23 protein-coding genes are annotated in these 22,785 nt (G+C 63.1%); 12 read left to right on the top strand and 11 right to left on the bottom strand.

Annotated elements, in window-relative coordinates:
• The first annotated feature begins 28 nt into the window (after positions 1-28).
• Both polA and LVY65_RS07530 read left to right on the top strand, forming a co-directional pair.
• Positions 29-2,818: a DNA polymerase I gene (gene polA, locus LVY65_RS07525; protein WP_235067413.1), complete on the top strand. Its 2,790-nt coding sequence runs from the start codon at positions 29-31 to the stop codon at positions 2,816-2,818.
• Positions 2,815-4,356: a lipopolysaccharide biosynthesis protein gene (locus LVY65_RS07530; protein WP_235067415.1), complete on the top strand. Its 1,542-nt coding sequence runs from the start codon at positions 2,815-2,817 to the stop codon at positions 4,354-4,356. Before polA ends, LVY65_RS07530 begins: the two co-directional genes overlap by 4 nt.
• Positions 4,357-4,382: 26 nt before the next feature.
• On the opposite strand, the gene purH is transcribed toward LVY65_RS07530, so the two are convergent.
• The 4 genes from purH to LVY65_RS07550 are packed head-to-tail and all read right to left on the bottom strand — an operon-like array spanning position 4,383 to position 9,542.
• On the bottom strand, positions 4,383-5,972 hold the full coding sequence (gene purH, locus LVY65_RS07535) for a bifunctional phosphoribosylaminoimidazolecarboxamide formyltransferase/IMP cyclohydrolase (protein ID WP_235067417.1): 1,590 nt from the start codon (positions 5,970-5,972) through the stop codon (positions 4,383-4,385).
• A gap of 10 nt (positions 5,973-5,982) precedes the next feature.
• The gene (locus tag LVY65_RS07540; RefSeq protein WP_235067418.1) at positions 5,983-7,617 is read right to left on the bottom strand and encodes a heparinase II/III family protein; all 1,635 of its coding nucleotides are present in this window, start codon (positions 7,615-7,617) and stop codon (positions 5,983-5,985) included.
• The gene (gene rpe / locus LVY65_RS07545) at positions 7,614-8,276 is read right to left on the bottom strand and encodes a ribulose-phosphate 3-epimerase (RefSeq protein ID WP_235067420.1); all 663 of its coding nucleotides are present in this window, start codon (positions 8,274-8,276) and stop codon (positions 7,614-7,616) included. Before rpe ends, LVY65_RS07540 begins: the two co-directional genes overlap by 4 nt.
• 18 nt (positions 8,277-8,294) lie before the next feature.
• The gene (locus tag LVY65_RS07550; protein ID WP_235067421.1) at positions 8,295-9,542 is read right to left on the bottom strand and encodes an RsmB/NOP family class I SAM-dependent RNA methyltransferase; all 1,248 of its coding nucleotides are present in this window, start codon (positions 9,540-9,542) and stop codon (positions 8,295-8,297) included.
• Positions 9,543-9,570: 28 nt separating this feature from the next.
• Between LVY65_RS07550 and LVY65_RS07555 the strand changes: the two genes are divergently transcribed.
• A complete protein-coding gene (locus tag LVY65_RS07555; protein ID WP_235067422.1) occupies positions 9,571-9,735 on the top strand; it encodes a DUF1674 domain-containing protein in 165 nt (54 codons plus the stop codon).
• Between the two features lie 8 nt (positions 9,736-9,743).
• On the opposite strand, the gene LVY65_RS07560 is transcribed toward LVY65_RS07555, so the two are convergent.
• Positions 9,744-10,733, bottom strand: a complete 990-nt coding sequence (locus LVY65_RS07560) for an NAD(P)H-dependent glycerol-3-phosphate dehydrogenase (protein ID WP_235067423.1) — start codon at positions 10,731-10,733, stop codon at positions 9,744-9,746.
• A complete protein-coding gene (gene tsaD, locus LVY65_RS07565) occupies positions 10,730-11,761 on the bottom strand; it encodes a tRNA (adenosine(37)-N6)-threonylcarbamoyltransferase complex transferase subunit TsaD (RefSeq protein ID WP_235067424.1) in 1,032 nt (343 codons plus the stop codon). The genes LVY65_RS07560 and tsaD overlap by 4 nt, the downstream gene beginning before the upstream one ends.
• Positions 11,762-11,810: 49 nt before the next feature.
• Between tsaD and hemC the strand changes: the two genes are divergently transcribed.
• The 4 genes from hemC (at position 11,811) to LVY65_RS07585 (ending at position 15,422) form a co-directional block, all read left to right on the top strand.
• Entirely contained in the window at positions 11,811-12,734 is a 924-nt protein-coding gene (gene hemC, locus LVY65_RS07570; protein ID WP_235067425.1) for a hydroxymethylbilane synthase, read from the top strand.
• The gene (locus tag LVY65_RS07575) at positions 12,731-13,393 is read left to right on the top strand and encodes a uroporphyrinogen-III synthase (protein ID WP_235067427.1); all 663 of its coding nucleotides are present in this window, start codon (positions 12,731-12,733) and stop codon (positions 13,391-13,393) included. The genes hemC and LVY65_RS07575 overlap by 4 nt, the downstream gene beginning before the upstream one ends.
• Positions 13,390-14,208 carry a hypothetical protein gene (locus tag LVY65_RS07580; RefSeq protein ID WP_235067429.1) on the top strand — a complete coding sequence of 273 codons (819 nt, stop codon included), beginning with the start codon at positions 13,390-13,392 and terminating at the stop codon, positions 14,206-14,208. Before LVY65_RS07575 ends, LVY65_RS07580 begins: the two co-directional genes overlap by 4 nt.
• A gap of 110 nt (positions 14,209-14,318) precedes the next feature.
• On the top strand, positions 14,319-15,422 hold the full coding sequence (locus LVY65_RS07585; protein ID WP_235067431.1) for a serine hydrolase: 1,104 nt from the start codon (positions 14,319-14,321) through the stop codon (positions 15,420-15,422).
• 18 nt (positions 15,423-15,440) lie between these two features.
• Here LVY65_RS07585 and LVY65_RS07590 read toward each other — a convergent pair whose 3' ends face one another.
• Both LVY65_RS07590 and LVY65_RS07595 read right to left on the bottom strand, forming a co-directional pair.
• A complete protein-coding gene (locus LVY65_RS07590; RefSeq protein ID WP_235067433.1) occupies positions 15,441-17,078 on the bottom strand; it encodes an FAD-dependent oxidoreductase in 1,638 nt (545 codons plus the stop codon).
• Between the two features lie 124 nt (positions 17,079-17,202).
• Positions 17,203-18,093: an MBL fold metallo-hydrolase gene (locus LVY65_RS07595; RefSeq protein WP_235067434.1), complete on the bottom strand. Its 891-nt coding sequence runs from the start codon at positions 18,091-18,093 to the stop codon at positions 17,203-17,205.
• A gap of 56 nt (positions 18,094-18,149) precedes the next feature.
• Between LVY65_RS07595 and LVY65_RS07600 the strand changes: the two genes are divergently transcribed.
• Genes LVY65_RS07600 through LVY65_RS07610 form a run of 3 tightly spaced genes read left to right on the top strand, consistent with a single transcriptional unit; the run spans position 18,150 to position 19,795 of the window.
• Entirely contained in the window at positions 18,150-18,482 is a 333-nt protein-coding gene (locus LVY65_RS07600) for an ArsR/SmtB family transcription factor (RefSeq protein WP_235067435.1), read from the top strand.
• A 13-nt stretch (positions 18,483-18,495) separates the two neighbouring features.
• Complete coding sequence (locus tag LVY65_RS07605) at positions 18,496-19,017, top strand: rhodanese family protein (RefSeq protein WP_235067436.1); 522 nt, start codon at positions 18,496-18,498, stop codon at positions 19,015-19,017.
• Positions 19,010-19,795, top strand: coding sequence for a sulfite exporter TauE/SafE family protein (locus LVY65_RS07610; RefSeq protein ID WP_235067437.1), 786 nt, complete (start codon positions 19,010-19,012; stop codon positions 19,793-19,795). Before LVY65_RS07605 ends, LVY65_RS07610 begins: the two co-directional genes overlap by 8 nt.
• Positions 19,796-19,799: 4 nt before the next feature.
• Here the strand turns inward: LVY65_RS07610 and LVY65_RS07615 are convergent, their stop codons facing one another.
• Positions 19,800-20,225 carry a VOC family protein gene (locus tag LVY65_RS07615; protein WP_235067438.1) on the bottom strand — a complete coding sequence of 142 codons (426 nt, stop codon included), beginning with the start codon at positions 20,223-20,225 and terminating at the stop codon, positions 19,800-19,802.
• Between the two features lie 156 nt (positions 20,226-20,381).
• On the opposite strand from LVY65_RS07615, the gene rpmI reads away from it, so the two are divergent.
• Together rpmI and rplT are read left to right on the top strand one after the other, a co-directional pair.
• The gene (gene rpmI, locus LVY65_RS07620; protein ID WP_235067439.1) at positions 20,382-20,585 is read left to right on the top strand and encodes a 50S ribosomal protein L35; all 204 of its coding nucleotides are present in this window, start codon (positions 20,382-20,384) and stop codon (positions 20,583-20,585) included.
• Positions 20,586-20,599: 14 nt separating this feature from the next.
• Positions 20,600-20,965 carry a 50S ribosomal protein L20 gene (rplT, locus tag LVY65_RS07625; RefSeq protein ID WP_235067440.1) on the top strand — a complete coding sequence of 122 codons (366 nt, stop codon included), beginning with the start codon at positions 20,600-20,602 and terminating at the stop codon, positions 20,963-20,965.
• A 54-nt stretch (positions 20,966-21,019) separates the two neighbouring features.
• Here rplT and aceB read toward each other — a convergent pair whose 3' ends face one another.
• Together aceB and LVY65_RS07635 are read right to left on the bottom strand one after the other, a co-directional pair.
• The gene (gene aceB, locus LVY65_RS07630) at positions 21,020-22,588 is read right to left on the bottom strand and encodes a malate synthase A (protein ID WP_235067441.1); all 1,569 of its coding nucleotides are present in this window, start codon (positions 22,586-22,588) and stop codon (positions 21,020-21,022) included.
• On the bottom strand, positions 22,585-22,779 hold the full coding sequence (locus LVY65_RS07635; protein ID WP_235067442.1) for a DUF4170 domain-containing protein: 195 nt from the start codon (positions 22,777-22,779) through the stop codon (positions 22,585-22,587). Before LVY65_RS07635 ends, aceB begins: the two co-directional genes overlap by 4 nt.
• Positions 22,780-22,785: the final 6 nt, after the last annotated feature.

A 22,785-nucleotide genomic window follows, 5' to 3' on the forward strand; every position in this document is an offset into this window, starting at 1 on the left:
CGTTTACCCTGCTAGAGCAGGCGCGCACATGGCAGACCAGAACCACCTCTATCTCGTCGACGGATCGAGCTATATTTTCCGCGCCTACCACCGCCTGCCGCCGCTGACCAACCGGCATGGCGTGCCGGCCGGCGCCGTCTACGGCTATACCGCAATGCTGTGGAAGCTCGCGGACGGGCTGCACAAGGCGGACGGCCCGACCCATATGGCGGTGATCCTAGACGCGTCGGAGGAAACCCACCGCAACAAGATGTACGACCAGTACAAGGCCAACCGGCCACCGGCGCCCGAAGACCTGGTCCCGCAGTTCCCGCTTATCCGGACCGCGACCCGCGCCTTTTCCATCCCTTGCATTGAGGAGAATGGGCTGGAAGCGGACGATATCATCGCCTGCTACACCTATGCCGCCGTTCGCGCCGGCTGGAAGGTGACCATCGTCAGCTCCGACAAGGATCTGATGCAGCTGATCGACGACGACCGCGTCGACATGCTCGACACGATGAATGACCGGCGCATCGGCCGCGACCAGGTGCTGGAGAAGTTCGGCGTGCCGCCGGAAAAGGTCGGCGACGTGCTGGCGCTGATGGGCGACAGCGTCGACAATGTGCCTGGCGTTCCCGGTATCGGCCCCAAGACCGCGTCGCAGCTGATCCAGCAATATGGCGACCTGGAAACGGTCCTCGCCTCGACCGACCAGATCACCAAGCCGAAGCTGAAGCAGAACCTTATCGAACATGCCGAATCCGCAAGGCTGTCCCGCAGGCTGGTCGAGCTGATTTGCGATAGCCCGTTGCCCGAACCGCTCGAGGACCTCGAACTGAAAGGAATTCCGCCGGAGCCGCTCAAGGAGTTCCTGGAGGATATGGGGTTCAAGTCGCTCTTGAACCGCGTCGGCGGCGGTGGCGCGTCGAGCGGCGGGGCGCGGCCAATTGACGTCATGGCGTCACGATCAGCGCCTTCAGCAAAGCCGTCCGAGACGGAGAAGATCGTCGTCGACCGAACTCAATATGAGTCCGTCGTCACCGAAGAAGCGCTGGATCGCTGGATCGCGGAGGCAAGGCACCAGGGCTATGTCGCGATCGATACCGAGACCGACAACCTCGACAATATCACCGCCAGGCTGGCGGGGATCAGCCTCGCCACCCAGCCGAACAGGGCCTGCTACATTCCGATCGGCCATGTCGGCGGCGACCTTTATTCGGATGCTCCCTCGCAGCTTTCGGCCGAGTTGGTCCTGGGCAAGCTGAAGCCGCTGTTCGAGGATCCGGCAGTGCTGAAGATCGCCCATAATCTGAAATATGACTGGGTCATGTTCGCCAAGGCTGGAATCAACGTGTCGCCCTATGATGACACGCTGGTGATGAGCTTCGACCTTGACGCCGGTAAGTCGAACCATGGGCTCGACGAACTCGCCCAGGCCCATTTCGAGCATGAGTGCATCAGCTTCAAATCGGTCTGCGGGGTTGGGGCCAAGCAGATCAGCTTCGATAAGGTACCGCTCGACGCGGCGACCGAATATGCCGCCGAAGATGCCGACATTTGCCTTCGACTGTGGCTGCGCCTGAAGCCGCGAATGACGACCGAGGGATCGACCCAGGTCTATGAGATGGTCGACCGCCCGTTGATCGCCACTGTCGGAAAGATGGAACGGCGCGGGGTCAAGGTTGATCGCGACTATCTGGCAAAGCTGTCGGGCACTTTCGCCACGGAAATCGCAGCTCTCGAACAGAGGGTCTATGAAGCGGCGGAGGGCCCTTTCACGATCGGATCGCCCCAGCAGCTTGGGCAGGTCCTGTTCGACCGGCTCGGCCTCAAGGGCGGGCGCAAGGGCAAGAGCGGCCAATATTCCACCGATGTCACCGAACTAGAGCGACTGGCTGCAGAGGGAGTGCCAGTGGCGCGGCTGGTGCTCGACTGGCGGCAGCTGACCAAGCTCAAGTCGACCTACACCGACGCGCTTCAGGCCCAGATCAACCGCGAAACCGGGCGGGTCCATACCAGTTACAGCCTGTCGGGCGCGCAGACCGGCCGGCTGGCGTCGACCGAGCCCAACCTTCAGAACATCCCGATCCGCACCGACATTGGCCGCCAGATCCGCGACGCGTTCGTCGCCGAGCCCGGTCATGTTCTGATGAGCGCCGACTATAGCCAGATCGAGCTGCGCCTAGCCGCTCACATGGCCGATGTTCCCCAGTTGAAGGATGCTTTCGCCAAGGGCGAGGACATCCATGCCCTGACCGCGCAGGAACTGTTCGGGTCCGTCGACCGCGACACCCGGGGCAAGGCCAAGACCGTCAATTTCGCCATCCTCTATGGTATTTCGAGCTGGGGCCTCGCCGGACGGCTCGGTGTTCCGCGGGAAGAGGGCAAAGCGATCATCGACCGCTATTTCACCCGCTTCCCGGGTATCCGTGATTACATCGACCAGACGCTGGCCTTTGTGCGCGAACAGGGTTTCACCCGCACCCTGTTCGGGCGGAAGACCCACTTCCCCAATATCCGGGCGCCGAACCCCCAGTTTCGTGCGGGTGCGGAGCGCGCGGCGATCAACGCACCGATCCAGGGGACCAGCGCGGACCTGATCAAGCGGGCGATGAACCGGATGGACGCGGCATTGGCAGACGCGGGCCTGAGCGACGTCAAAATGCTGCTCCAGGTCCACGACGAGCTGGTGTTCGAAGTGCCCGAAGGTAAGGAAGAGGTCGCGGCTGAAGTTGTCCGCCAGACGATGGCCCATGCCGCAGAGCCGGCGATCAAGCTTGACGTGCCTTTGGATGTGGAGGTTGGCTGGGGCCTCAACTGGGGCGCGGCGCATTGAGCCAGGCTACTGTGATCGACACGGCTCCGTCAGCCGACCTCGCCGCGCTGGCGAGAGGCGGGCGGATCAACTTCTTTGGGTTCGTCCTGCGCCTGATGGCGCGACTGCCATTCCTTTTTATCGCGGGCCGAATCTATGGCGCGGCAGCACTTGGCCGTTTCGCCTATGCCGTATTGATCGTCGAATTTGCCGCGCAACTGGCGACGCTTGGCCTTAAGCGCGGTCTCGCCCAGCAGCTGGCGAAGACCGACAAACCGCACGTCTGTGTCGTATGGGACGCCTTGATCGTCGCCGCAGTCGGATCGGCAATTGCCATGGCGATCCTGATGACTTTCCCGCAGGCAATGTTTCCCAATAGCGAGATAACGGGATTGGAATGGCTGCTTCCGGTGACCGTGATTGCACTGGCCTGGTCGGACATCAGTCTGGCCGCGCTAGCCTATCGCCATGACGTCGCTTCGACGGTCCGCGCCCGAGCGGTCGTCGAGCCATGGACCATTTCCATCGCCGCCTTCGTATGGTCGTTCATTTCAACGAGAGACGGCCTGATCATTTCCTATGTCCTGTCGATGGTCGGGGCTTCAATCGCGTCGATGATCCCGTTTCTTCGCAACTACGGCCTGCCCCGAGATTGGCACCCGGAGCCCGTCGCCCTGTGGCGCATGGCACGGCGAAACCTGCCGGTCGCCGCGGCCGACGCCGTCGAATGGGGTTCGCGCCGTGTCGATATTGCGGTGATGGGGCTGTTCTTTTCTCCGGCAGTGGTCGGCATTTATTACGTGGCCCAGCAAGTAACGTCGCTGCCGGCCAAGTTGAAGACGAGCTTTGACCCGATCCTTGGACCGGTAATCAGCCGCAACCTGGCTGAGGGCGACAAGGCGGCGGTCGCCAAGCAAATCCGGCAAGTCGGTTTCTGGGTTATCGCCGCCCAGAGTGCAGTAGCCTTGGCGTTGGGGATTCCCGGTGAAGCAGTGATGGGCCTGGTTGGCGCCGGCTTTGTCGCCGGAACCGCGGCCCTCGGCTTCCTGCTTGCGGCCGAAGTCGTCGCCGCCACGGCCGCAGTCAGTGAGGCTGCTTTGATCTACACCGCCCGCCATAGAAACATGATGATCAGCCTATCCATGATCCTGCTGGAGGCTGGTCTGGCGGCCGGGCTGATCCTGCTGATGCGCCACTGGGGTTGGCCGGTGATGTGGCAGGCCACGGGGCCGGCCGTTGCTCTCATGCTGTCGCTGGGTTTAGCTGCGATCATCAAGTCTCGACTCCTCAGCCACATACTCGGCCATCGAGTGTCCGGCTGGCGCTGGCCGCTGGTCTGGGCAGCCGCGGCGGCGGTGGCCGTCGGCGAGATTGCCATTCGACTTCCCGAGTGGGCCGAACTGATTTTCGGCATCCCCGCCATTCTCTCCGCTTTCGGCGCGGTGCTGTGGTTCAAGGGATTCGGCCCCGAGGATCGCGAGCTGTTCCGAATGAAGAAAGCAGATATCGAGAATCTTTCGCTGCCCGACCCATCGACCGGGGGCGACGCGCCCCTTTGAACGTGCCTTCCTGCGGGTAAGCAAAATCAGTGGCGAAAGTGACGCATTCCGGTGAACAGCATCGCAAGGCCCGCCTCATCGGCGGCAGCGATGACCTCGTCGTCGCGGATTGAGCCACCGGGTTGGATCACTGCCGTCGCTCCGGCTTCAACCGCCGCAAGTAGCCCGTCAGCGAAAGGGAAGAACGCGTCAGAGGCCACAGCCGAACCAACCGTGTGTGATTCAGGCCAGCCATGGGCTTCGGCGGCCTCTCGCGCCTTGATTGCCGCGATCCGCGCCGAATCTCGCCGGTTCATCTGCCCGGCCCCGATCCCCGCAGTCGCGCCATCCTTGGCGTAAACAATTGCGTTGGACTTGACGTGCTTGGCGACAGTCCAGGCGAAGAGGCAATCCTTCAGTTCCTGTTCGGTCGGCGCGCGCTTTGATGCTTGCCTCAACATGTCTGGCGTCAGCATGCCGTTGTCGCGATCCTGAACCAGGATCCCGCCGGCAATTACAGCCACTGTCTGCCCGGTACGAGCCGGGTCGGGCAAGCCACCGGTCAGAAGCAAGCGCAGGTTCTTCTTGCGGGCAAATGCGGCGATCGCCGCGTCATCCGCATCGGGCGCTACCACAACTTCGGTGAAAATCGAGCAGATCGCATCGGCCGTCGCTCCGTCGAGCCGCCGGTTGACCGCCACAATCCCGCCGAACGCTGAGACGTTGTCGCAGGCCAAGGCCTGGTTCCAGGCGTCAAGGAGGTTCTCGCCACTGGCGACCCCGCACGGGTTAGCATGCTTGACGATCACCACCGTCGGCGGGCCGTCGCGAAACTCTGCGACAAGCTCCAAGGCGGCATTGGCGTCGCTGAGATTGTTGTAGCTGAGGTCCTTGCCCTGGACTTGTCGCGCCTGCGCTATGCCGGGCCTGGTAGGCCCCATTGGCAGGTAAAGCGCCGCTTTCTGGTGCGGGTTCTCACCATATCGCAACTCCTGCACCTTCCTGCCGACGATGAAGCGCATATCGGGATAAGACTGTTGCTGGTCGGCGAATGCGAACCAGCTGGCGATCATCGAATCATATGCGCCGGTTAGCGCATAAGCCTTGGCAGCCAGCTTGCGGCGGAAGGCGAGGTCAGTACCGCCTTGGCGTTCGAGCTGATCGAGCAGCTCGGCATAGTCGGCCGGGTCAGTTACAATCGCCACCGAGTCATGGTTCTTGGCCGCCGAACGGACCATCGACGGGCCGCCTATGTCGATATTCTCGATGATCTCGTCGCGCGGCGCGCCCTTCGCCACGGTCACTTCGAACGGATAGAGGTTGACCACTACCAGGTCGATCGCACCGATGCCGTGCTTCGCCATGGCCGCAACATGTTCCGCATTGTCGCGTACCGCCAGCAGGCCGCCATGGACCTTGGGGTGAAGCGTCTTGACCCGTCCGTCCATCATCTCCGGAAAACCGGTAAGTTCACTAATTTCACGGACTGCGAAGCCATTTTCGCGAAGTTTAGCCGCCGTTCCTCCGGTCGAGACCAGTTCGACTCCGGCGTTGGCTAGGCCGGTTGCCAGTTGGTCGAGCCCGCTCTTGTCCGAAAGCGAAATGAGCGCCCTGCGGATGGGCACGATATCGGTCATTTGAAGATCCTTAGCTCGAGCGGCGGAACTGCCAGGCGATTTCGCCGCCAATAGCGGATACTTCCCCGACGACAACCAGTTGCAAGGTCGGGACCGGACGACCATGGCCATCGATGAACAGGCTGTCCTCGACCTGAAGCATCGCTCCACGGCAGCGGAAATTCCATGGTGGCGCGCCTGACGAACGCAAGATCGCACCCATTCCGTCGGCGGTGACGGTTGCTTCGACACCCGGCGCCAAATGGAAGCGAATGGCGAAGGGCGCTGCCTCGCGGATCTTGCGACGCCCCTTGGGCGTGAGCCGATCCTCACCGCGCACTTCCTTCCCGTCGTTGCCTAGGCTGAGGCGGCGCTGGTGGATCAGGCCGAAACCCTTCACATAGCCGTCATGACTGGCCTCGATGCGCGAACAATCATTGTCCTCGCTGCGCTCGATCACCACGTCGGCGACGCCCTTGCCGAGACTTCCATCCGAAAGGATCGCGGTCGAATTTGTGTCGTCGAGCACCAGCGTCGAATGCGCCGCAGTAGTCCTTAACGCCTCGACCAGTTCGGGGGGCAATTCCGTCGGCACAGGGCCGGGGCCACCACAATTGACCACCAGTCTCTGGGCGCCATCGCTCATCTCGATTGCCAGGGTGGAAGCGCACCCCGTGGCCGCCATCCGCGGCGGAGGCGGGGGTGCGGCGTCGACAACGATGATCGTGCCTAATGCGGATAGTCGCTGGTAGCCCCAGCCGCGCGCCTGCCGGAGCGGCCGTGCGCGGAGGCCGCAACCATCGACCAGTGCCGTGAGTCGCGCCGGATCGCCCGGGTTCCCGCCCTGCCAACTGGACAGTGCGTTATCGCCCATGGTGACCCCATGAAGCGCCGCCAGGGCCGCGGCCGCGGCATTCTCCAACGCGTCGGGCAGGGTCTGCTTGGCCGCGAAATAGGCCGCCCGGACAAGGCCCAGCCGATCGACGAGCAGCATTTGTTCCTGCGGGCTACGGCTCATCAGCCCGCCATCCTCGAACTGCGCCGCGGCGAGCGCTCGCATCAGCCCGGATTCCGAGTGCGAAAGGCGCTTTTGCGCGCCCTGTAAGGTCAGCGAAGCCGTCAGGGCCCCCGCCCAGGCGGTAATGCGTGGCAGGCCTGGAGGAGCCTTGTCGGCGCCAGCATCGAGGTGCTTTGCGCCGCGAGCCAGCGTGTTGAGTAACGCCGAACGATAGCCCGCATCACGGCTGGAGAGGATGTAAGGCGCATAGGCCGTCCAAAAGAGAATCCGCTCGCCCCACAGTTCAGGTGCCCAGGCCTCGTCGACGCGCGTCCCATGAGCGATGAGCCAGCGTCCGGCGATGGCCTCCGCCATGCGCGCGCCCTTGTCCCGGCTTGCCGAGGCAGCCAAATCGCGCAGCCAGGCAAAGCTCTGCATCTCCCGCGCTAGGGGGTCGCGAGTGCCTATGGCAGCAAAGTCGATGTCGGCCAGGGCCAATTCTTCGCTGCCGAGCACATGCCGGCCCGCGACCAGCGCATCGCCCCTCGCACGGTCTCCGAGCACATGGTCGCGCGGTACCGCAACTAGCCTCAGCGGCGCGCGGCCCGATCCGAACAGGCGGGAAAGAAGCGAGCCTTTGGCGAGCCGGCCGACGACGTCGTCGCTCATGCCCCTCCCCGAAGCGCGGCAATGTTTGCGGCGTAATTTTCGGGGCCGCCTCGAAAGGCCGCAGTGCCGGCGACCAGCACGGTCGCGCCAGCTTCGATCGCTTGCGGCGCAGTGGCGGCGTCAATCCCGCCGTCAACCTCGATGTCGACAACCAAATCCTTCTTGGCGACCTGATTTGCAATCGATTCGATCTTGCGGAGCTGGCTTGCGATGAACTTTTGGCCTCCAAAGCCGGGATTGACGGTCATCACCAGCACCAGGTCGATTTCTTCCAGGACATAATCGAGCATCTTGGCCGGTGTCGCAGGGTTAAGAGATACGCCCGCCTTCTTGCCCAGTGCCTTGATTCGCTGGATCGTGCGATGAAGGTGTGGCCCAGCTTCGGGATGGACCGTAATGATGTCGGCGCCGGCGTCTGCGAATGCATCGATGAAATTGTCGATCGGCGAAATCATCAAATGGACATCGAACGGCTTCGCACTGTGTGGGCGCAGCGCCTTCACTACGCCCGGGCCGATCGTGATATTGGGCACGAAATGCCCGTCCATCACGTCGATATGAATCCAGTCGGCGCCAGCCGCATCGATCGAGCGCACCTCATCGCCCAGCTTGGAGAAATCTGCGGAAAGGATCGAGGGCGAGATCAGGGTGCGGGCCATGGGCCCGATTAGACGGGATTAGGCGTGCCGGACAAGGTGCGCCGTAAAGAAGCCGTCGAGCCCGCCTGCCGATTCAATCATACCGGGTAGAACCCGAAGCCAGCCACGAGAATGTGGCGTCACGCCGTCGACCAATGTCGAGGCAGGTTCGATCCGGAAATCGGCATGGGCGGCGAGAAAAGCCTCGATCTGGTCCTCGCCTTCATGCGGCTCGAGGCTGCAAACGGCATAGACGAGGCTTCCGCCGCCGGGCCGAACCCAGCTTGCCGCTTGGCGGAGCAGTCGCGCCTGCATCGCTGCACATTGTTCGATGATAGCGGCGCGGGCCCGGTACAGCACTTCGGGATGGCGACGGAACGTGCCGGTGGCCGAGCAGGGTGCATCGAGCAGGACGGCGTCGAATTGAGCATCCACCGTCCATTCCAAGGCATCCGCTACTACCGTCACGGCCTTGAGATCGGTGCGCGTAAGATTGTCGGAAAGTCGGGCCAGACGACTTTCGGATCGATCCAGAGCGGTTACGTCGTGACCGGCGGCGGCCAATTGCATTGTTTTGCCACCCGGCGCGGCACAGGCATCCAATACACGCTTGGCGTTGGCTGGAACCAAACGCGCGGGAAGCGACGCCGCGAGATCCTGGACCCACCAGCCGCCCTCGCCAAAACCGGGCAGGCCGGCGACGGCCCCGGCATTTGCAATGCGTCGATGGCGCGGGGCAAGCGATACGCCTTCGGTAAAGGCGGCGCAGACCCCATCGCTCGCAAAGCTCAGGTCAAGTGGTGGGCGATGACCGATGGCACGTCGCGCGGCTAGGACGATTTCCTCACCCCAAGCGGCTCCCCAGCGAAGCTCGACGGAATCGGGCAGGCGGGGCGCATCCAGCGGCGGCAGGCCCTTCCGAAGCAGGGTTCCGAGGACCCCATGCACCAGTCGCCGCGGACCTCCGTCGACCAGCGGTAGCGCGGTCGCGACCAGCGCATGATCGGGCGTTCCAAGGCCAATCTTCTGCGCCAGCGCCAGCCTCAATACTGCCCGCGCCTTGCTGTCGTCGGGCAGAGGCTGGCGGGTCGCTCCGTCGATGAGCGCGTCGAGATCGGGCAAGCGGCGCAGCGTCTCCCCAGCGATGGCTGAGGCCAGGGCGGCGTCGGCAGGTGGCAGCCCGCGCCCTGCCTGTGCCGCATTCTCCATCGTCTGCCCACGCCGGAGCACCGCATCGAGGATGCGCAAAGCAGCTTGACGCGCGGGGAGGCCTTCAGGGCTTGGCATGGCGCCACTTAGGCATCATTTGCAAAGCATGAAACGGCCAAAGCATGTGAAGCCCCCGGCCTATCTCAGCAAATCGCCGCCTGTGCCGGCACCAATGGCGGTTGAATCCGACAAACCGGCCGGCGAAAACGAACGACTTGACCCCACCCGCTATGGTGACTGGGAGAAAAAGGGGATCGCCATCGATTTCTGAGCGGGCGATCAATCCTCCTCGTCGCCCGGCGGGCGGCTGAGCATCGTCTTCAACAATTCGTCGACGCTTACTTTGCCGCTGAGCAGTTCGACGACAGCCGCCACAAGCGGCATGTCGATATTCCGATCCATGGCAATTCGATGAAGCACCGGCGCCGTGTGCGCCCCTTCCGCGACCGTGCGGCGGTCCTTCATCAACTCCGCCGCGCTCTTCCCCTCTCCAATTGCCTTGCCAAGCGAAAAATTTCGGCTGCTGGTCGATGAGCAGGTGAGCACGAGGTCGCCCAGGCCGGACAGTCCCGCCAGCGTCTCGCGCCGCCCCCCCATCGACAGCCCGAATCTGGTCATTTCGGCAAAGCCGCGCGCGATCAGGGCGGCGCGGGCATTTTGGCCTAACCCCCGCCCTTCGGCCACGCCGCAGGCGATCGCCAACACATTTTTGACCGCTCCGCCTACCTCCGCTCCAGCAACGTCGTCGGTGCAATAGGTGCGGAAGGCGGGAAGGTTGATCCGGCTTCGCAGGGCTTCGCCCAAATCCCTGTCCTCGCACGCAAGAGTTACCGCAGTCGGAAGGCCAGCTGCCACCTCATGAGCGAAGGTCGGCCCGGACAGCACCGCCACAGGCGAGGTCGGGCATACTTCGCGCGCGACCTCGTGAAGCAATTTGCCCGAGCTTTCCTCAATTCCCTTGGAGCACAGCACCAACGGCATCTTCGGGCAGGGCGAGCGGCCAAGCACCGCGCGCATATGTTGGGCCGGGGTAACGACGATCCAGGCATCAGCCTGCTTCAGGTCGGAAAAATTGCTGGTCGCGCGGATTGCAGCGCTCAGTTTCAGTCCCTTGAGATAGATCGGATTCTCATGGATCTTGTTTACGGCGGCGACGACATCGTCCTCGAATGCCCACAGTAGCGTTTCGCGCCCGCCAGTCGCGGCGACCTGTGCCAGCGCGGTTCCCCAGGCTCCCCCGCCGACAATCGCCAGCTTTTCGATCGTCATGCCTTTACCCCCGCGCCCCGCACCTTTTCGCCTTCAGGATCGAGCGGCCAGCGCGCCCGCGCCGGAACGTCGAGCCCGTCGACCAGTCCTGCAGCGAACCGCTCCGCCCCGGCCCAGCCGATCATCGCCGCATTGTCCGTGCACAGCCAGCCGGGCGGTACGGAAAAGCGACGGCCATGGTCTTCCGCCAACTGCCGAAGCGCTGAGCGAACCGCGGCATTGGCCGCGACACCGCCAGCCACCACCAGGCTCGGCGCGTCCGAAGCATCGAGCGCTCGCTTGGTTCGGTCGACAAAGCAGTCGACAACCGCTTGCTGGAAACTGGCTGCAATATCCTCGGGTCGATGTTCGTTGCTGGCCACCGCACGCTGCACCGCGGATTTTAGCCCCGCAAAACTAAAGTGGGGTTCTTTTGTCCCCACAAGCGGCCGTGGCAGCGGCACCGCCTGCGGATCGCCATCTTTTGCCAAGGCTTCGATGGCCGGGCCACCCGGATATGCGAGACCAAGCAGCTTCGCAGCCTTGTCGAACGCTTCGCCCGCGGCATCGTCGATCGTCGTGGCGAGGCGGCGATAATCGCCCACCCCCCGCACTTCCAGCAGCTGACAATGGCCGCCGCTGGCTAGAAGCAGAAGATATGGAAATTCCAGCCCTTTATCGACCAGACGGGGGCTCAGGGCATGCCCTTCAAGGTGGTTGACGGCGATCAAGGGTTTGCCGGCCGACAGGGCCAGTCCCTTGCCCGCAAGCAATCCTACCATCACTCCACCGATCAGTCCCGGGCCGGCGGTCGCGGCGATCGCATCGACCTCTCCAATGGCGATGTCGGCTTCATGCAGTACCTGTCGAATAAGGCCGGGGAGTATCTCCACATGGGCTCGGGCAGCGATTTCGGGAACCACGCCCCCGAATGGACGATGGACATCATTTTGCCCCACTACCGCCTGGGCCAGGATCTGCCGGTCGCTGCCGACCAGAGCGGCAGCGCTATCGTCGCAGGAGGATTCTAGGGCGAGGATCAGTGCCATTCCGCCAAGCCTTTGCCTCAAACCCCCGCTTTGCGCTAGCGCGGCAAAGATGACCCAGCACACCCTTACCATCGGCACTCGCGGATCGCCGCTGGCATTGGCCCAAGCGCATATGGTCGCGGCAGCGCTGGAAAAGGTCCACGGCTGGCCGACCGGATCGGTGGTCATTATGCCGGTGAAGACCAGCGGCGATCGGCTTCAGGACCGGCCGCTGGCTGAGGTCGGCGGCAAGGCACTCTGGACCAAAGAACTCGATCTCACGCTGCTGGCTGGGGAAACCGACTGCTCGGTACATTCGATGAAGGATGTCGAAAGTGAGCGGCCGGAGACATTGGTAATTGCCGCCATGCTCGAGCGCGCCGATGTGCGCGATCGTCTGATCGGCGCGGGGTCCATCGGCGATTTGCCGGAAGGAGCGGTGGTCGGCACCAGCTCACCGCGACGAAGTGCCCAAGTCAGGCGACTTCGACCCGATATCCGCACCACGTCGATCCGCGGGAATGTCGATACCCGGCTGGCCAAGCAGGCGTCGGGCGACATTGACGCAACCCTGCTTGCGGCGGCTGGCCTCGACCGGCTGGGGCGCAGGGAAGTGGGAGCGGCGGTCGAGGTTTCGGACTTGTTGCCAGCGCCGGCGCAAGGAGCGATCGGCATCGAATGCCGTGCCAGTGACGCCATGACGGCAGCCTTGCTGAAGGCGATCGACCACCGCGACACTCATCTTGCGGTGCTGGCCGAGCGTGCCTTTTGCCGCGCGCTAGGCGGAACCTGCCACTCGCCTGTGGCCGCTTACGCCCAGGTCGAGGGGAATCAGATCAACTTTGGCTGCGAGATACTCAGCGTGGACGGCCGCCATCGAATTGCGGAAGCGGCCCATTTTGCGGTCGGCGACCTGGAATCGCCTGCATCGCTTGCGCAGGCGATGCTCGAACGGGCACCGCCTGAGATTCGCCGCTTGTTCGAGGGACAATGAGAACGTTACTCCTGCTACGTCCCGAGCCTGGCCTATCGGCCAGCGTGGAGCGGGCGAAAGCAATGGAGCTGGACGTCGTGCCCTGTCCACTGTTTCGCGTAGAGCCTGTCGATTGGATCGCGCCCAACCCAGCAGGCTATGATGGCCTACTTTTAACCAGTACGAACGCAGTCAGGTACGGCGGAACCGGCCTTGAAGCGCTAAGACATTTACCGATCCATGCCGTCGGCGCCGCGACCGCGGCCGCCGCCCGGGGCGCGGGCTTTCACGTCCGATCGATTGGGAGCGGAGATCTAACCGACTTGCTTGCCGGCCTTCCGACGTCGCTAAGGTTGCTGTGGCTGGCAGGCGAAGATCGGCGGGAGGTACAATCCCGGGAGGGGATTGCTATCCGAATTGTCTACAGATCGATCCCCATCCAGGCACCCGCCCTGCCTTCGCTCGAAGGAATGGTCGTGGCGGTGCATAGCCCTCGCGCCGGGTCCAGGCTTGCGGAGCTCGCAGGCAGGCGTGCTCGCACCGCAATCGCCGCAATCAGTGCCGCTGCCGCGGAGGCTTGCGGGACCGGCTGGGAGCGGATCGAAATTGCGGTGCAGCCAGACGATTCGGCAGTGCTGGCCCTCGCTGCAATGCTGTGTCACACAATGCCGCCACAATGACCTCTGCTCATCCTCGTCAAGCAACTTCCTGGACCGCGCGCTTCGCCTTGGGATTATTGTTGCTCATTGCCGGCGCCGCACTTGCGACCTGGGGCCTGTCGCGCTGGGAAGAAGGCGCGCGCTTTTTCGGGATCACACCGCGACAGCCGCTACAAGTGGTCCGTCAAACCCCGCCACCGCCCGCGACCGCGGTCGTCGCCGACCCGCTGGCGGCCGCGGACTCCGCCCGTATCGCGAGCATCGAGTCACGATTAGGTGCGATTGAAAGCCAAGCTCAGGCTGCGGCCGGATCAGCCGGCCGGGCCGATGCAATGCTCGTCGCTTTCGCCGCACGCCGGGCAATCGACCGCGGCGTGGCGCTCGGATATCTTGAGCCCCTGCTGGTCCAGCGCTTCGGAACAGCCCACCAGGCGGCAGTGGCTACCATCGTCACTGCTTCGCGCGACCCGGTTCGGCTCGACAGCCTGGTCGCGGAATATGAGGCATTGGAACCGGCGCTGCGCGGCGGCGGGCCAGAGGAGGGTTGGTGGGAAGCGTTTCGACGCGAATTGGGCACGATTGTTTCCATCCACCGCGCTGACACGCCATCACCCCAACCACAGGCTCGGGTCGATCGGGCTTTGGCGCGGCTCAAGGCTGGCGAAGTCGATGCCGCGCTGGCCGAGACGATGCGCTTGCCCGGGGCAGCCAATGCCGACAAATGGATCGTCCGTGCCCGCCGCTATATTACTGTTCACCGGGCGCTGGATGAGATTGAATCGGCGGCACTTTTGGGCAGCCCCTCCTTGCCGATTCCGCCAATTCCACCGCGTTAACGGGGTTGGCAAGCGGCCTTCTATTTGCGAATCTGCAGGCAAGCTTTGGTTCAGCCCGGTTGATCTAAAGCATTGGCGACATTGTCGAAGTTCAAGGGGGTTTTGAAGCCATGACGTCGCATTTGTGCCGCTTCCTGACCGGTGCGGGCCTGGTTGCCTTGACCGCCCTTGCGCATGGCCAGCCGTCCAATGGCGATCCACTTGCGCCCCTTCCTCCTGACACCTCCAAGCCGCAGTCGACGGTTCAGCAACCTGCCCTGCGGCAGCTTCCGCCCCGTATTGCACCCGCCGCGCTCCGCGACAGAATCACCAGCCTTGGCCGTTCGTTCAATGGCATCGCGGGGATTTCGGTCGTTTCGATGACCGATGGCTGGCAAGCCGATTATAATGCCACCACTCTCTTCCCCCAGCAAAGCTGTTCCAAACTTTGGGTGGCGATCACGGCGATGGATGCGGTCGATAAAGGACGGATCAGCCTGAACGACCGAGTTACCCTGCGTCGCGACGATCTCACTCTGTTCCACCAGCCCATCAGCACCAAGATTCTTGGCGGCGGCCACACCACGACGCTCGGCTCCCTATTGTTCACGGCCATTACAGAGAGCGACAACACTGCCAACGACAAGCTGATGCGGTCGGTCGGCGGACCCCAGGCGGTGCGCGATATGATCGCGGCAAAAGGTTTGGGTTCCATCCGTTTCTATGAAGGCGAAAGGGCGCTCCAATCGAAGATAGCGGGCCTGATCTGGAGCCAGAGCTATTCCATTGGCGACGCGTTCTACAAGGCGCGCGGCGCACTTCCAGCTTCGGTTCGGCGCGCTTCGTTCGAGCGATACATTGCCGATCCCTATGATGGTGCGGCACCGCATTCGGTCGCGTTGGCGCTGGCTCGCCTGAAGAAGGGTGAATTGCTATCGCCCGCATCCACCCAGCGACTGTTGGCTACGATGGGCTCGACCAAGACAGGCGCGCTCCGAGTGCGAGCTGCGCTCAAGCCGGGATGGAAATGGAGTCACAAGACCGGTACCGGCCAGGACTTCCAAGGGCGGGTCGGAGGCATCAACGATATCGGCATCCTCACTGCGCCGGATGGAACCACCTACACCATGGCGATCATGACGGTCCCCAATAAAGCCGATGGCGCGTCACAAGATCTGATGCAGGCAGTGACGCGAGCTGTGATGGCCAGTCACGAGGCGCGCCGTACCCTTTAAACTTCGTCGCAAAACACGTCAGCCAACGGAGCCTTCGGCGCCCATCGCGCCAACCCCCCGCATACGCGGCATTCGAAGGTCGTCTGCGATGCGGTCGGCGGTCCTTAGTGCGAGGGCGAGAATGGCCAGCGTCGGATTGGCCCATCCGCCCGTCGGAAAAAGCGAACTGCCGGCAATGTGCAGGTTGGGGATGCCATGCACCCGGCCCCAGCCATCGGTGACGCCACGGCGCGGGTCGGCCGCCATTCGGGTCGTGCCCATGTGGTGGAATCCACCGATTGGATGAGCGCTGATCAGTTCGTCACTGGCCCAGCGTTTTTCCGATGCGGCCAGCCAACTCGCGGGTTCGACAGTGCCGAGACCTAGCCGGCGCGACTCCCGACCGAGCGCAGATACCAAACCGGCGACGCTGTCGACATCGATTGCGGATAGCCGCCAATCAAGTGTCACCCGCGGCATGCCTGTCGCATCCTTGTCTCCGTTGAGCTTTACGCGACTGTCGGGATTGGGAGCCTGTTCGGCTCGTACTACCAGCGCCAAGTCCAGGTTGCTCAGCCGCTTCATCAGCCAAGGGTGCAGCGGTCCGGCAAGACCCGTATAATTTCGAACCAGTCGCTTCGTGGTGCGCCACAATGAGCGACCGCGACGATTTGGTGCGGTGCGATGCTTCACATGAAGATAAGCACGTTTGGCCATGGAGTGGCTGCCCGATTCGGGCTGACGGACCGCGACGGCAATCGAGCTATTGAGCAGCCCTTCTCGCTTCTGCAACGATTCCGACGGGGTTAGCGCGGGGGCAACTTCAATGCCGTTGATCCGCCGCTTGGCGAACGCGGACAACCAGTTCCAGTCGGCATGGCCGATGACGCGGCCGCCACGAGCGTGCGGGTGTTCCAAGAAATATCGACCGACCAGATCATAGGCATTGCCGATACCATTTGCCGTAACCGAGTTGGAGGCGAGCAATATGCGGGGGTTCTCGATACCGCCCGCCGCGAGGAGATAATGGCGAGCACGAATATCGATCGACCTCCCCGCGGCGGTGCGGACCTCCAGGCGCTCGACCGAGCTGGCATCGCCCGCCAGCATCACTTCCCTCACCGTAGCATGGACCAGGAGCGTGCAGCGCGGATCGGATTGCAGATCCCCGGCCCGATCGATCGTGAAGCGATCGAAGGCCGGGTCGAAACTCCACCAACGAACGTCCAGCTCTTCGTTTGACAGTCGCTGGAGCAGTGGCGGACGCGGCACCCGGGCGTTGTCGACATCCCTGACACCAAGCAGTGCGCGCGCTTCGACAAGGTAGCTTTGAATTTCGGCCGGACCGAATGGCCAACCGCTGTGCGGCACCCATTCGCGCCGCTGATAATCTATTGCATCCAACTGGGCGCAGCGCCCGCCCCAGATGGCGGTCGTGCCTCCGAAGAAGCGCAGGCGGCTATGTTCAAGCGGGTGGTAGGGCTGACCTGCAATGTCACCACGGTTAAGGTCGGCTGCTGCCTCGTCATGGTCGATTCCACCGCTCTCGATCAAAACGACGCTGCATCCCCGTGCCAGCAGGCGGCGCGCGGCGGCCTGCCCAGCGGCGCCCGATCCAACGATGGCGACGTCCGCGGTAACCGCCTCCGGCGCAACCCTGGCGCAATCGATCAGCATTTGCCCCTGCTCCGCATTGGTTGCGGCGTGCGAGGAAAACTACAGCTTTTTGTTATCTGTTGTTAGCATTTCGAGCGACGAATCTGGCTGATCAGATCTTGCAGTGCCGTTTCGGCCACAGCCTTTAGCCGAGATCGCTGGCGGGTAACCCTTCGCGAAGCTTTACTGGAATTCGCAAATAGCGCACGCCGCTGGTCTCCGCTGGTGGAAGCCGGCCCGCGCGCATGTTGACCTGTATCGATGGGATCAACAGCCGCGGCGTCGACAGGCCTTTATCCCTCTCCAGCCGCATGGCGACAAATTCATCCTCGCTGACGCCGTCATGAATATGCTTGTTGGCGAGGCGCTGGTCTCCGACGGTGGCCTCCCAAGCATATCGATCGCGGCCAGGCGCCTTGTAGTCGTGACACATGAACAGACGGGTTTCGGCCGGAAGCGACAATAGCTTGTGGATGGAACGGTAAAGCAGCCGTGCGTCTCCACCAGGGAAATCGGTCCGAGCGGTGCCGTAGTCAGGCATGAACAATGTGTCGCCGACGAACACGGCGTCGCCGATCTTGTAGCTCACGCAGGCCGGCGTATGGCCTGGCGTATAAAGCACGTCGATTGCGAGGCCGCCAACCTCGAGCCGGTCGCCGTCCTTCAGCAGCCGGTCGAAATCGCCACCTTCGGCCTTCACATCCTCGGCGCCGAAGATCGGGCGAAAGATATTCTGCACTTCGCGGACATGCTCGCCGATCGCGATCCTGGCCCCGGTCCGAGCCTTGATCAGCGGCGCGCCTGACAGGTGATCGGCGTGGACGTGGGTTTCGAGGATCCATTCGATGGCGATCCCCTGCTCCATTGCCGCCCGGAGCATTTCGTTGACGGAGCCGTCATCAACCACCCCGCTGGCCGGATCGAAGTCCAGAACCGGGTCGATCACCACTCCACGTAGCGTAGCTGGATCCCAGACGAGATAGCTTACCGTATTGGTCGGCTCGTCGAAGAAGGCCTGAATCTTGGCATCAGCCATTGCTTTTGAATCCCTTTGGCATTGACTTTATATTAGTCATATCTAAATTAGCAAACATGGAAATACAAGAAGCACCCCTACCTGTCGTGGATATCGAGGCGCTGGCCCTTCAGTCCACAAAGGCTGCAACTTTGCTGCGTGGACTGGCCAATGAGCAACGCCTCCTCATCCTATGCCATCTTGCGGCGGCAAGCGAACTGAGCGTGTCGGCGCTCGGCGAACGGATGACGCTGAGCCAATCGGCCCTGTCGCAACATCTCGCCCGCTTGCGTGAAGAGGGCATCGTCAACTTCCGCCGGGAAGCACAGACTTTGTTCTACCACATTGCCGACGAGAAGGCGGCCCGCCTGCTCGCGCTGCTCCATGACCTCTATTGCCCCGATTTATGAGGATCGAACTGCAATGACCATCAAGACAATTTCCCCCGCGGCAGCACATCGGCTGATTGATGCCGGCGCCTCGCTGATCGACGTCAGGGCGCCTGACGAACATGCGCGTGAACGCATATCGGGAGCGCTGAACGTCCCGCTGGACCGCCTTTCGCCGAACGCGGCGACAGGGGACGTGCTGATCTTTCACTGCCGTTCCGGTATGCGCACCGGGCAGGCCGCGCCGGTACTCGCTGAAGCGGCCGGCGGAAGGGACTGCTACATTCTTGAGGGCGGCATTTCCGCCTGGGGCAACGCCGGCCTTCCGGTCGAGAAAGCTCGCGGCGCGCCGATCGAGATGCAACGGCAAGTGATGATCGCGGCAGGTTTGCTCGTGCTGCTTGGTACGCTCTTATCGATTCTGGCCTCGCATGCCTGGATCGCACTCGCAATTTTCGTCGGCGCCGGGCTGACCTTCGCGGGGATCACCGGCTTCTGCGGCATGGCGCGCCTGCTCGCATTGATGCCCTGGAACCGGCGCACGGTGAATGGCTGATTCGATGCTGCTCCTAGCCGCCTTTGGCGGCGCGCTGGTCGGGTTCAGCCTGTCGCTAGTCGGCGGTGGCGGATCGATCCTGGCAGTTCCGATCCTGGTCTATCTGGTTGGCATCAAGGACCCACACCTTGCCATCGGCACAAGCGCCGTCGGAGTCGCGGCCAATGCGCTGATCGGGCTAGTTGGTAAGGCGCGGGCCGGGCTGGTCAAATGGCGCTGCGGGCTGGTCTTTGCCGCCGCCGGTGTTGCCGGCGCGGCGCTGGGATCGATCGCGGGCAAGGCATTCGATGGCCACGCCCTGCTGGCATTATTCGCCGGGCTGATGGTCGTGGTCGGCGTGATGATGCTCAGGCGAGGCGAAAGCCATGGTGACCCGCATGTCGCCTTGGGCCGTGAAAACGCCCCCAAACTGGTGATGTTCGGATTTGGCACCGGCCTGCTGTCAGGATTCTTCGGCATTGGCGGCGGCTTCCTGATTGTGCCCGGCCTCGTCGCCGCGACCGGAATGCCGATTTTCAACGCGATGGCGACGAGCCTGGCCGCGGTCACCAGCTTCGGCGTGACGACCGCCACAAGCTATGCGTTGTCGGGCCTGATCGACTGGCCGGTCGCGGGAGCCTTCATAGGCGGCGGATTGATCGGCGCGGTCGGCGGAGGGCGGCTCGCCGCGCACCTTTCAACCCGGCGCGGCGCACTGACCCGACTGTTTGCAGCCCTGATCTTTGCGGTAGCCGGCTACATGCTGTGGCAGTCGCTGCCCGCGACCGGCCTGTTTTAACGAATCATTCCGTCGCAGGAGCGCTGAGCGCGCCGATGGACCAAATATGGCCGAACGGATCGCGGAGCTGGCCATAGCGGTCGCCCCAGAACTGGTCGGCCAATTCGATGACAACACCGGCTCCGGCCTCGACCGCGCGATTCCACCACAGGTCGGGATCACCGACCTGCAGGTGGAGCATGACCCCGGCCGGGTCGGGCAATTGCTGACCGCCGTGATGCTCGGCGAAATGGTCGTGCATCATCAGCGAATGGCCGTTGACCTTCAAATGGGCGTGCATCAACCGGCCGTCATCGGCGGCGTGGCGCATCAACTCCTCGGCGCCGAACGCGCGCTTGTAAAAGTCGATCGCTGCAGCGGCTTTGCCGCCGCCAATGGCCAGATGGGGCGTCAGGCCGCTAGTCGGCTCCTGGAGCTCAAGATCGTCCATTCGACTCACTCCTTGCCTTCGCCGGGCCCTGCCCTTATAGGCGCCCGGCATTCCAGATTGTTGGAAAAACGAACGGCCCGGCCAGTTAGGGCTGCCGTGGCAGTTCGATAACGTCGCCCCCCCAGGGAAACTTGCGCGGGCAACAAGGAGACGAAAATGCCCAAGCTCAAGACCAAGAGCGGCGTAAAAAAGCGCTTCAAGCTCACGGCAACCGGCAAGCTCAAGCACGGCGTTGCCGGCAAGCGCCACCGGCTGATCAGCCACAACAGCAAATATATCCGCCAGAACCGCGGCACCGAAGTCTTGTCCGGCGCAGACACGCCCCGGGTGAAGCTCTGGGCCCCCTACGGCCTCAATTAAGGAGTAGCGGAACAATGGCACGCATCAAGCGCGGCGTTACCACGCGCGCCAAGCACAAGCGCATCCTGGAAAATGCGAAGGGCTATTACGGCCGTCGCAAGAACACGATTCGCATCGCCCGCCAAGCCGTCGAGAAGGCCGGGCAATACGCCTACCGCGATCGCAAGGTGAAGAAGCGGAGCTTCCGGGCTCTCTGGATCCAGCGCATCAACGCGGCGGTTCGCGCCGAGGGGCTGACCTATGGCCAGTTCATCCACGCGCTGAAGCTGGCCAATATCGACCTCGACCGGAAGGTCCTGGCCGACATTGCGATGCACGAAGCCGAAGCGTTCAGCGCGATCATCGCGCAGGCCAAGGCGGCGCTGCCCAAGGCGGCGTAAGCTTTAAGGCTACGAGAAAAGGAAGGGCGTCGGGAGTGATCCTGGCGCCCTTTTTTATTGAAGAGAATCGTAAGCGGGCAAGGTAATGAATTCCTCGAACTCGTCGGCCGTGACAAGCTCGTGCAAAAGGCGCGCGGCGGGTTTGACGTTGGGCGGGTCGCCGAGCGCGGCCAGCTCGTCGGCCAGCCAATCCTCGAACAGGTCGCGGCTGAAGCGGCTCCCGTCATCGAACGGCGCCTCAAATCGCAGCCATTGCCATATTTGAGCGCGGCAGATCTCGGCCGTCGCGGCATCCTCCATCAGATTATAGAGCGGAACTGCGCCGCGTCCGCCAAGCCAGGCGGCAATATATTGGACGGCGACGCGGATATTCTCGCGCGCGCCGGCCTCGGTTCGCGGGCCCTGATGGAGTTCGAGCATTTCGTCTCGGCCGGGGATGTGCGCAGGGATTTTCGACAGCTGGCTCGAGTCGGTCATCGCGGCAAAGGCTTCCATCGCCACCGACACTAGTGTCGGGTGAGCGACCCAGGTGCCGTCATGGCCGTTGATGACTTCACGCAGCTTGTCGGCGCGGACCTTGTCGAGCGCTGCCTGGTTTGCTGCCTCGTCGCCCTTGACCGGAATGAAGGCCGACATGCCGCCCATGGCGAAGGCTCCGCGGCGGTGACAGGTGGCGATCAGGCGCAGCGAGTAGGCGGCGAGGAAGGCCTTATCCATGGTCATCGCCGAGCGGTCCGGGGTCAGCCGGTCAGGCGAGCGGCCGAGCCGCTTGATGTATGAAAAAATATAGTCCCAGCGGCCGCAGTTGAGCCCGACGATGTTGTCGCGAAGCTCGTAGAGAATCTCGTCCATCTCGAACGCAGCGGGCAGCGTTTCGATCAGCACGGTCGCCTTGATGGTGCCGCGCTTCAGGCCGAGCCGTTCTTCCGAAAAGGCCAACACGCCGCCCCATAGCGCGGCCTCATGCCGGCTCTCGAGCTTGGGCAAATAGAAATAGGGACCGGAGCCCGCGTCGAGTGCCAACCTGGCGCAATGCCAGAGGTAGAGTCCGAAATCGAACAGCGCGCCGGCAACGGCCGAGCCATCGACGCTGACGTGCCGCTCAAGCAGATGCCAACCGCGCGGTCGGACCATCAGCACGGCGGGGGTAGGACCGACGCGATACTGCTTGCCGGTGTCGGGATCGGTGTAGTCGAGCTTGCCCAGCCAACGGTTGCGCAGGTTGATCTGGCCCTGGATGAGTTCGTCCCAAACCGGTGAGGTCGCGTCTTCGAAATCGGCCATGAAGACTTTGGCGCCGCAGTTCAGCGCATTGATCACCATCTTGGCATTGGTTGGCCCCGTGATCTCGACGCGGCGGTCCTGTAGATCAGCTGGGATCGGCGCGACGGTCCAATCGGATTCGCGGATGTCCCGCGTCGCTTCCGGGAAATCCGGCAGCTCGCCGGCATCGAACCTCTTTTGCCGCTCGATCCTCAGCGCCAGCAATTCCAGCCGCCGCGGATCGAACCGCTGGTGAAGTTCCGCGACGAAGCCAAGCGCCTCTTCAGTCAATATTTCGGCCGCGCCGTGGAGGGACGACGGCGCGGCCACGGCCTGCGGCCGATCGATCACCTCATTCACACGCGCGCTTCCTGCGTGATCACATAGCGCGTCGTGGCCTGGCTTCGGTCGCGGAAAGTCAGTCGCTGCCATTCGGTTCGTGCTCGAACGGCATCAGGGAACGGCCCGCTTATCTCTTCGGTGCCGGGTACGACTTCATCGAATTGGCAGTTGCGATATTCGCCGCCAATGACCCAGTAACGCTGTCCCATCTGCTC

Origin of the sequence: Sphingomonas cremea, from assembly GCF_021502585.1 — a bacterium.
Lineage (GTDB): Bacteria > Pseudomonadota > Alphaproteobacteria > Sphingomonadales > Sphingomonadaceae > Sphingomicrobium > Sphingomicrobium cremea.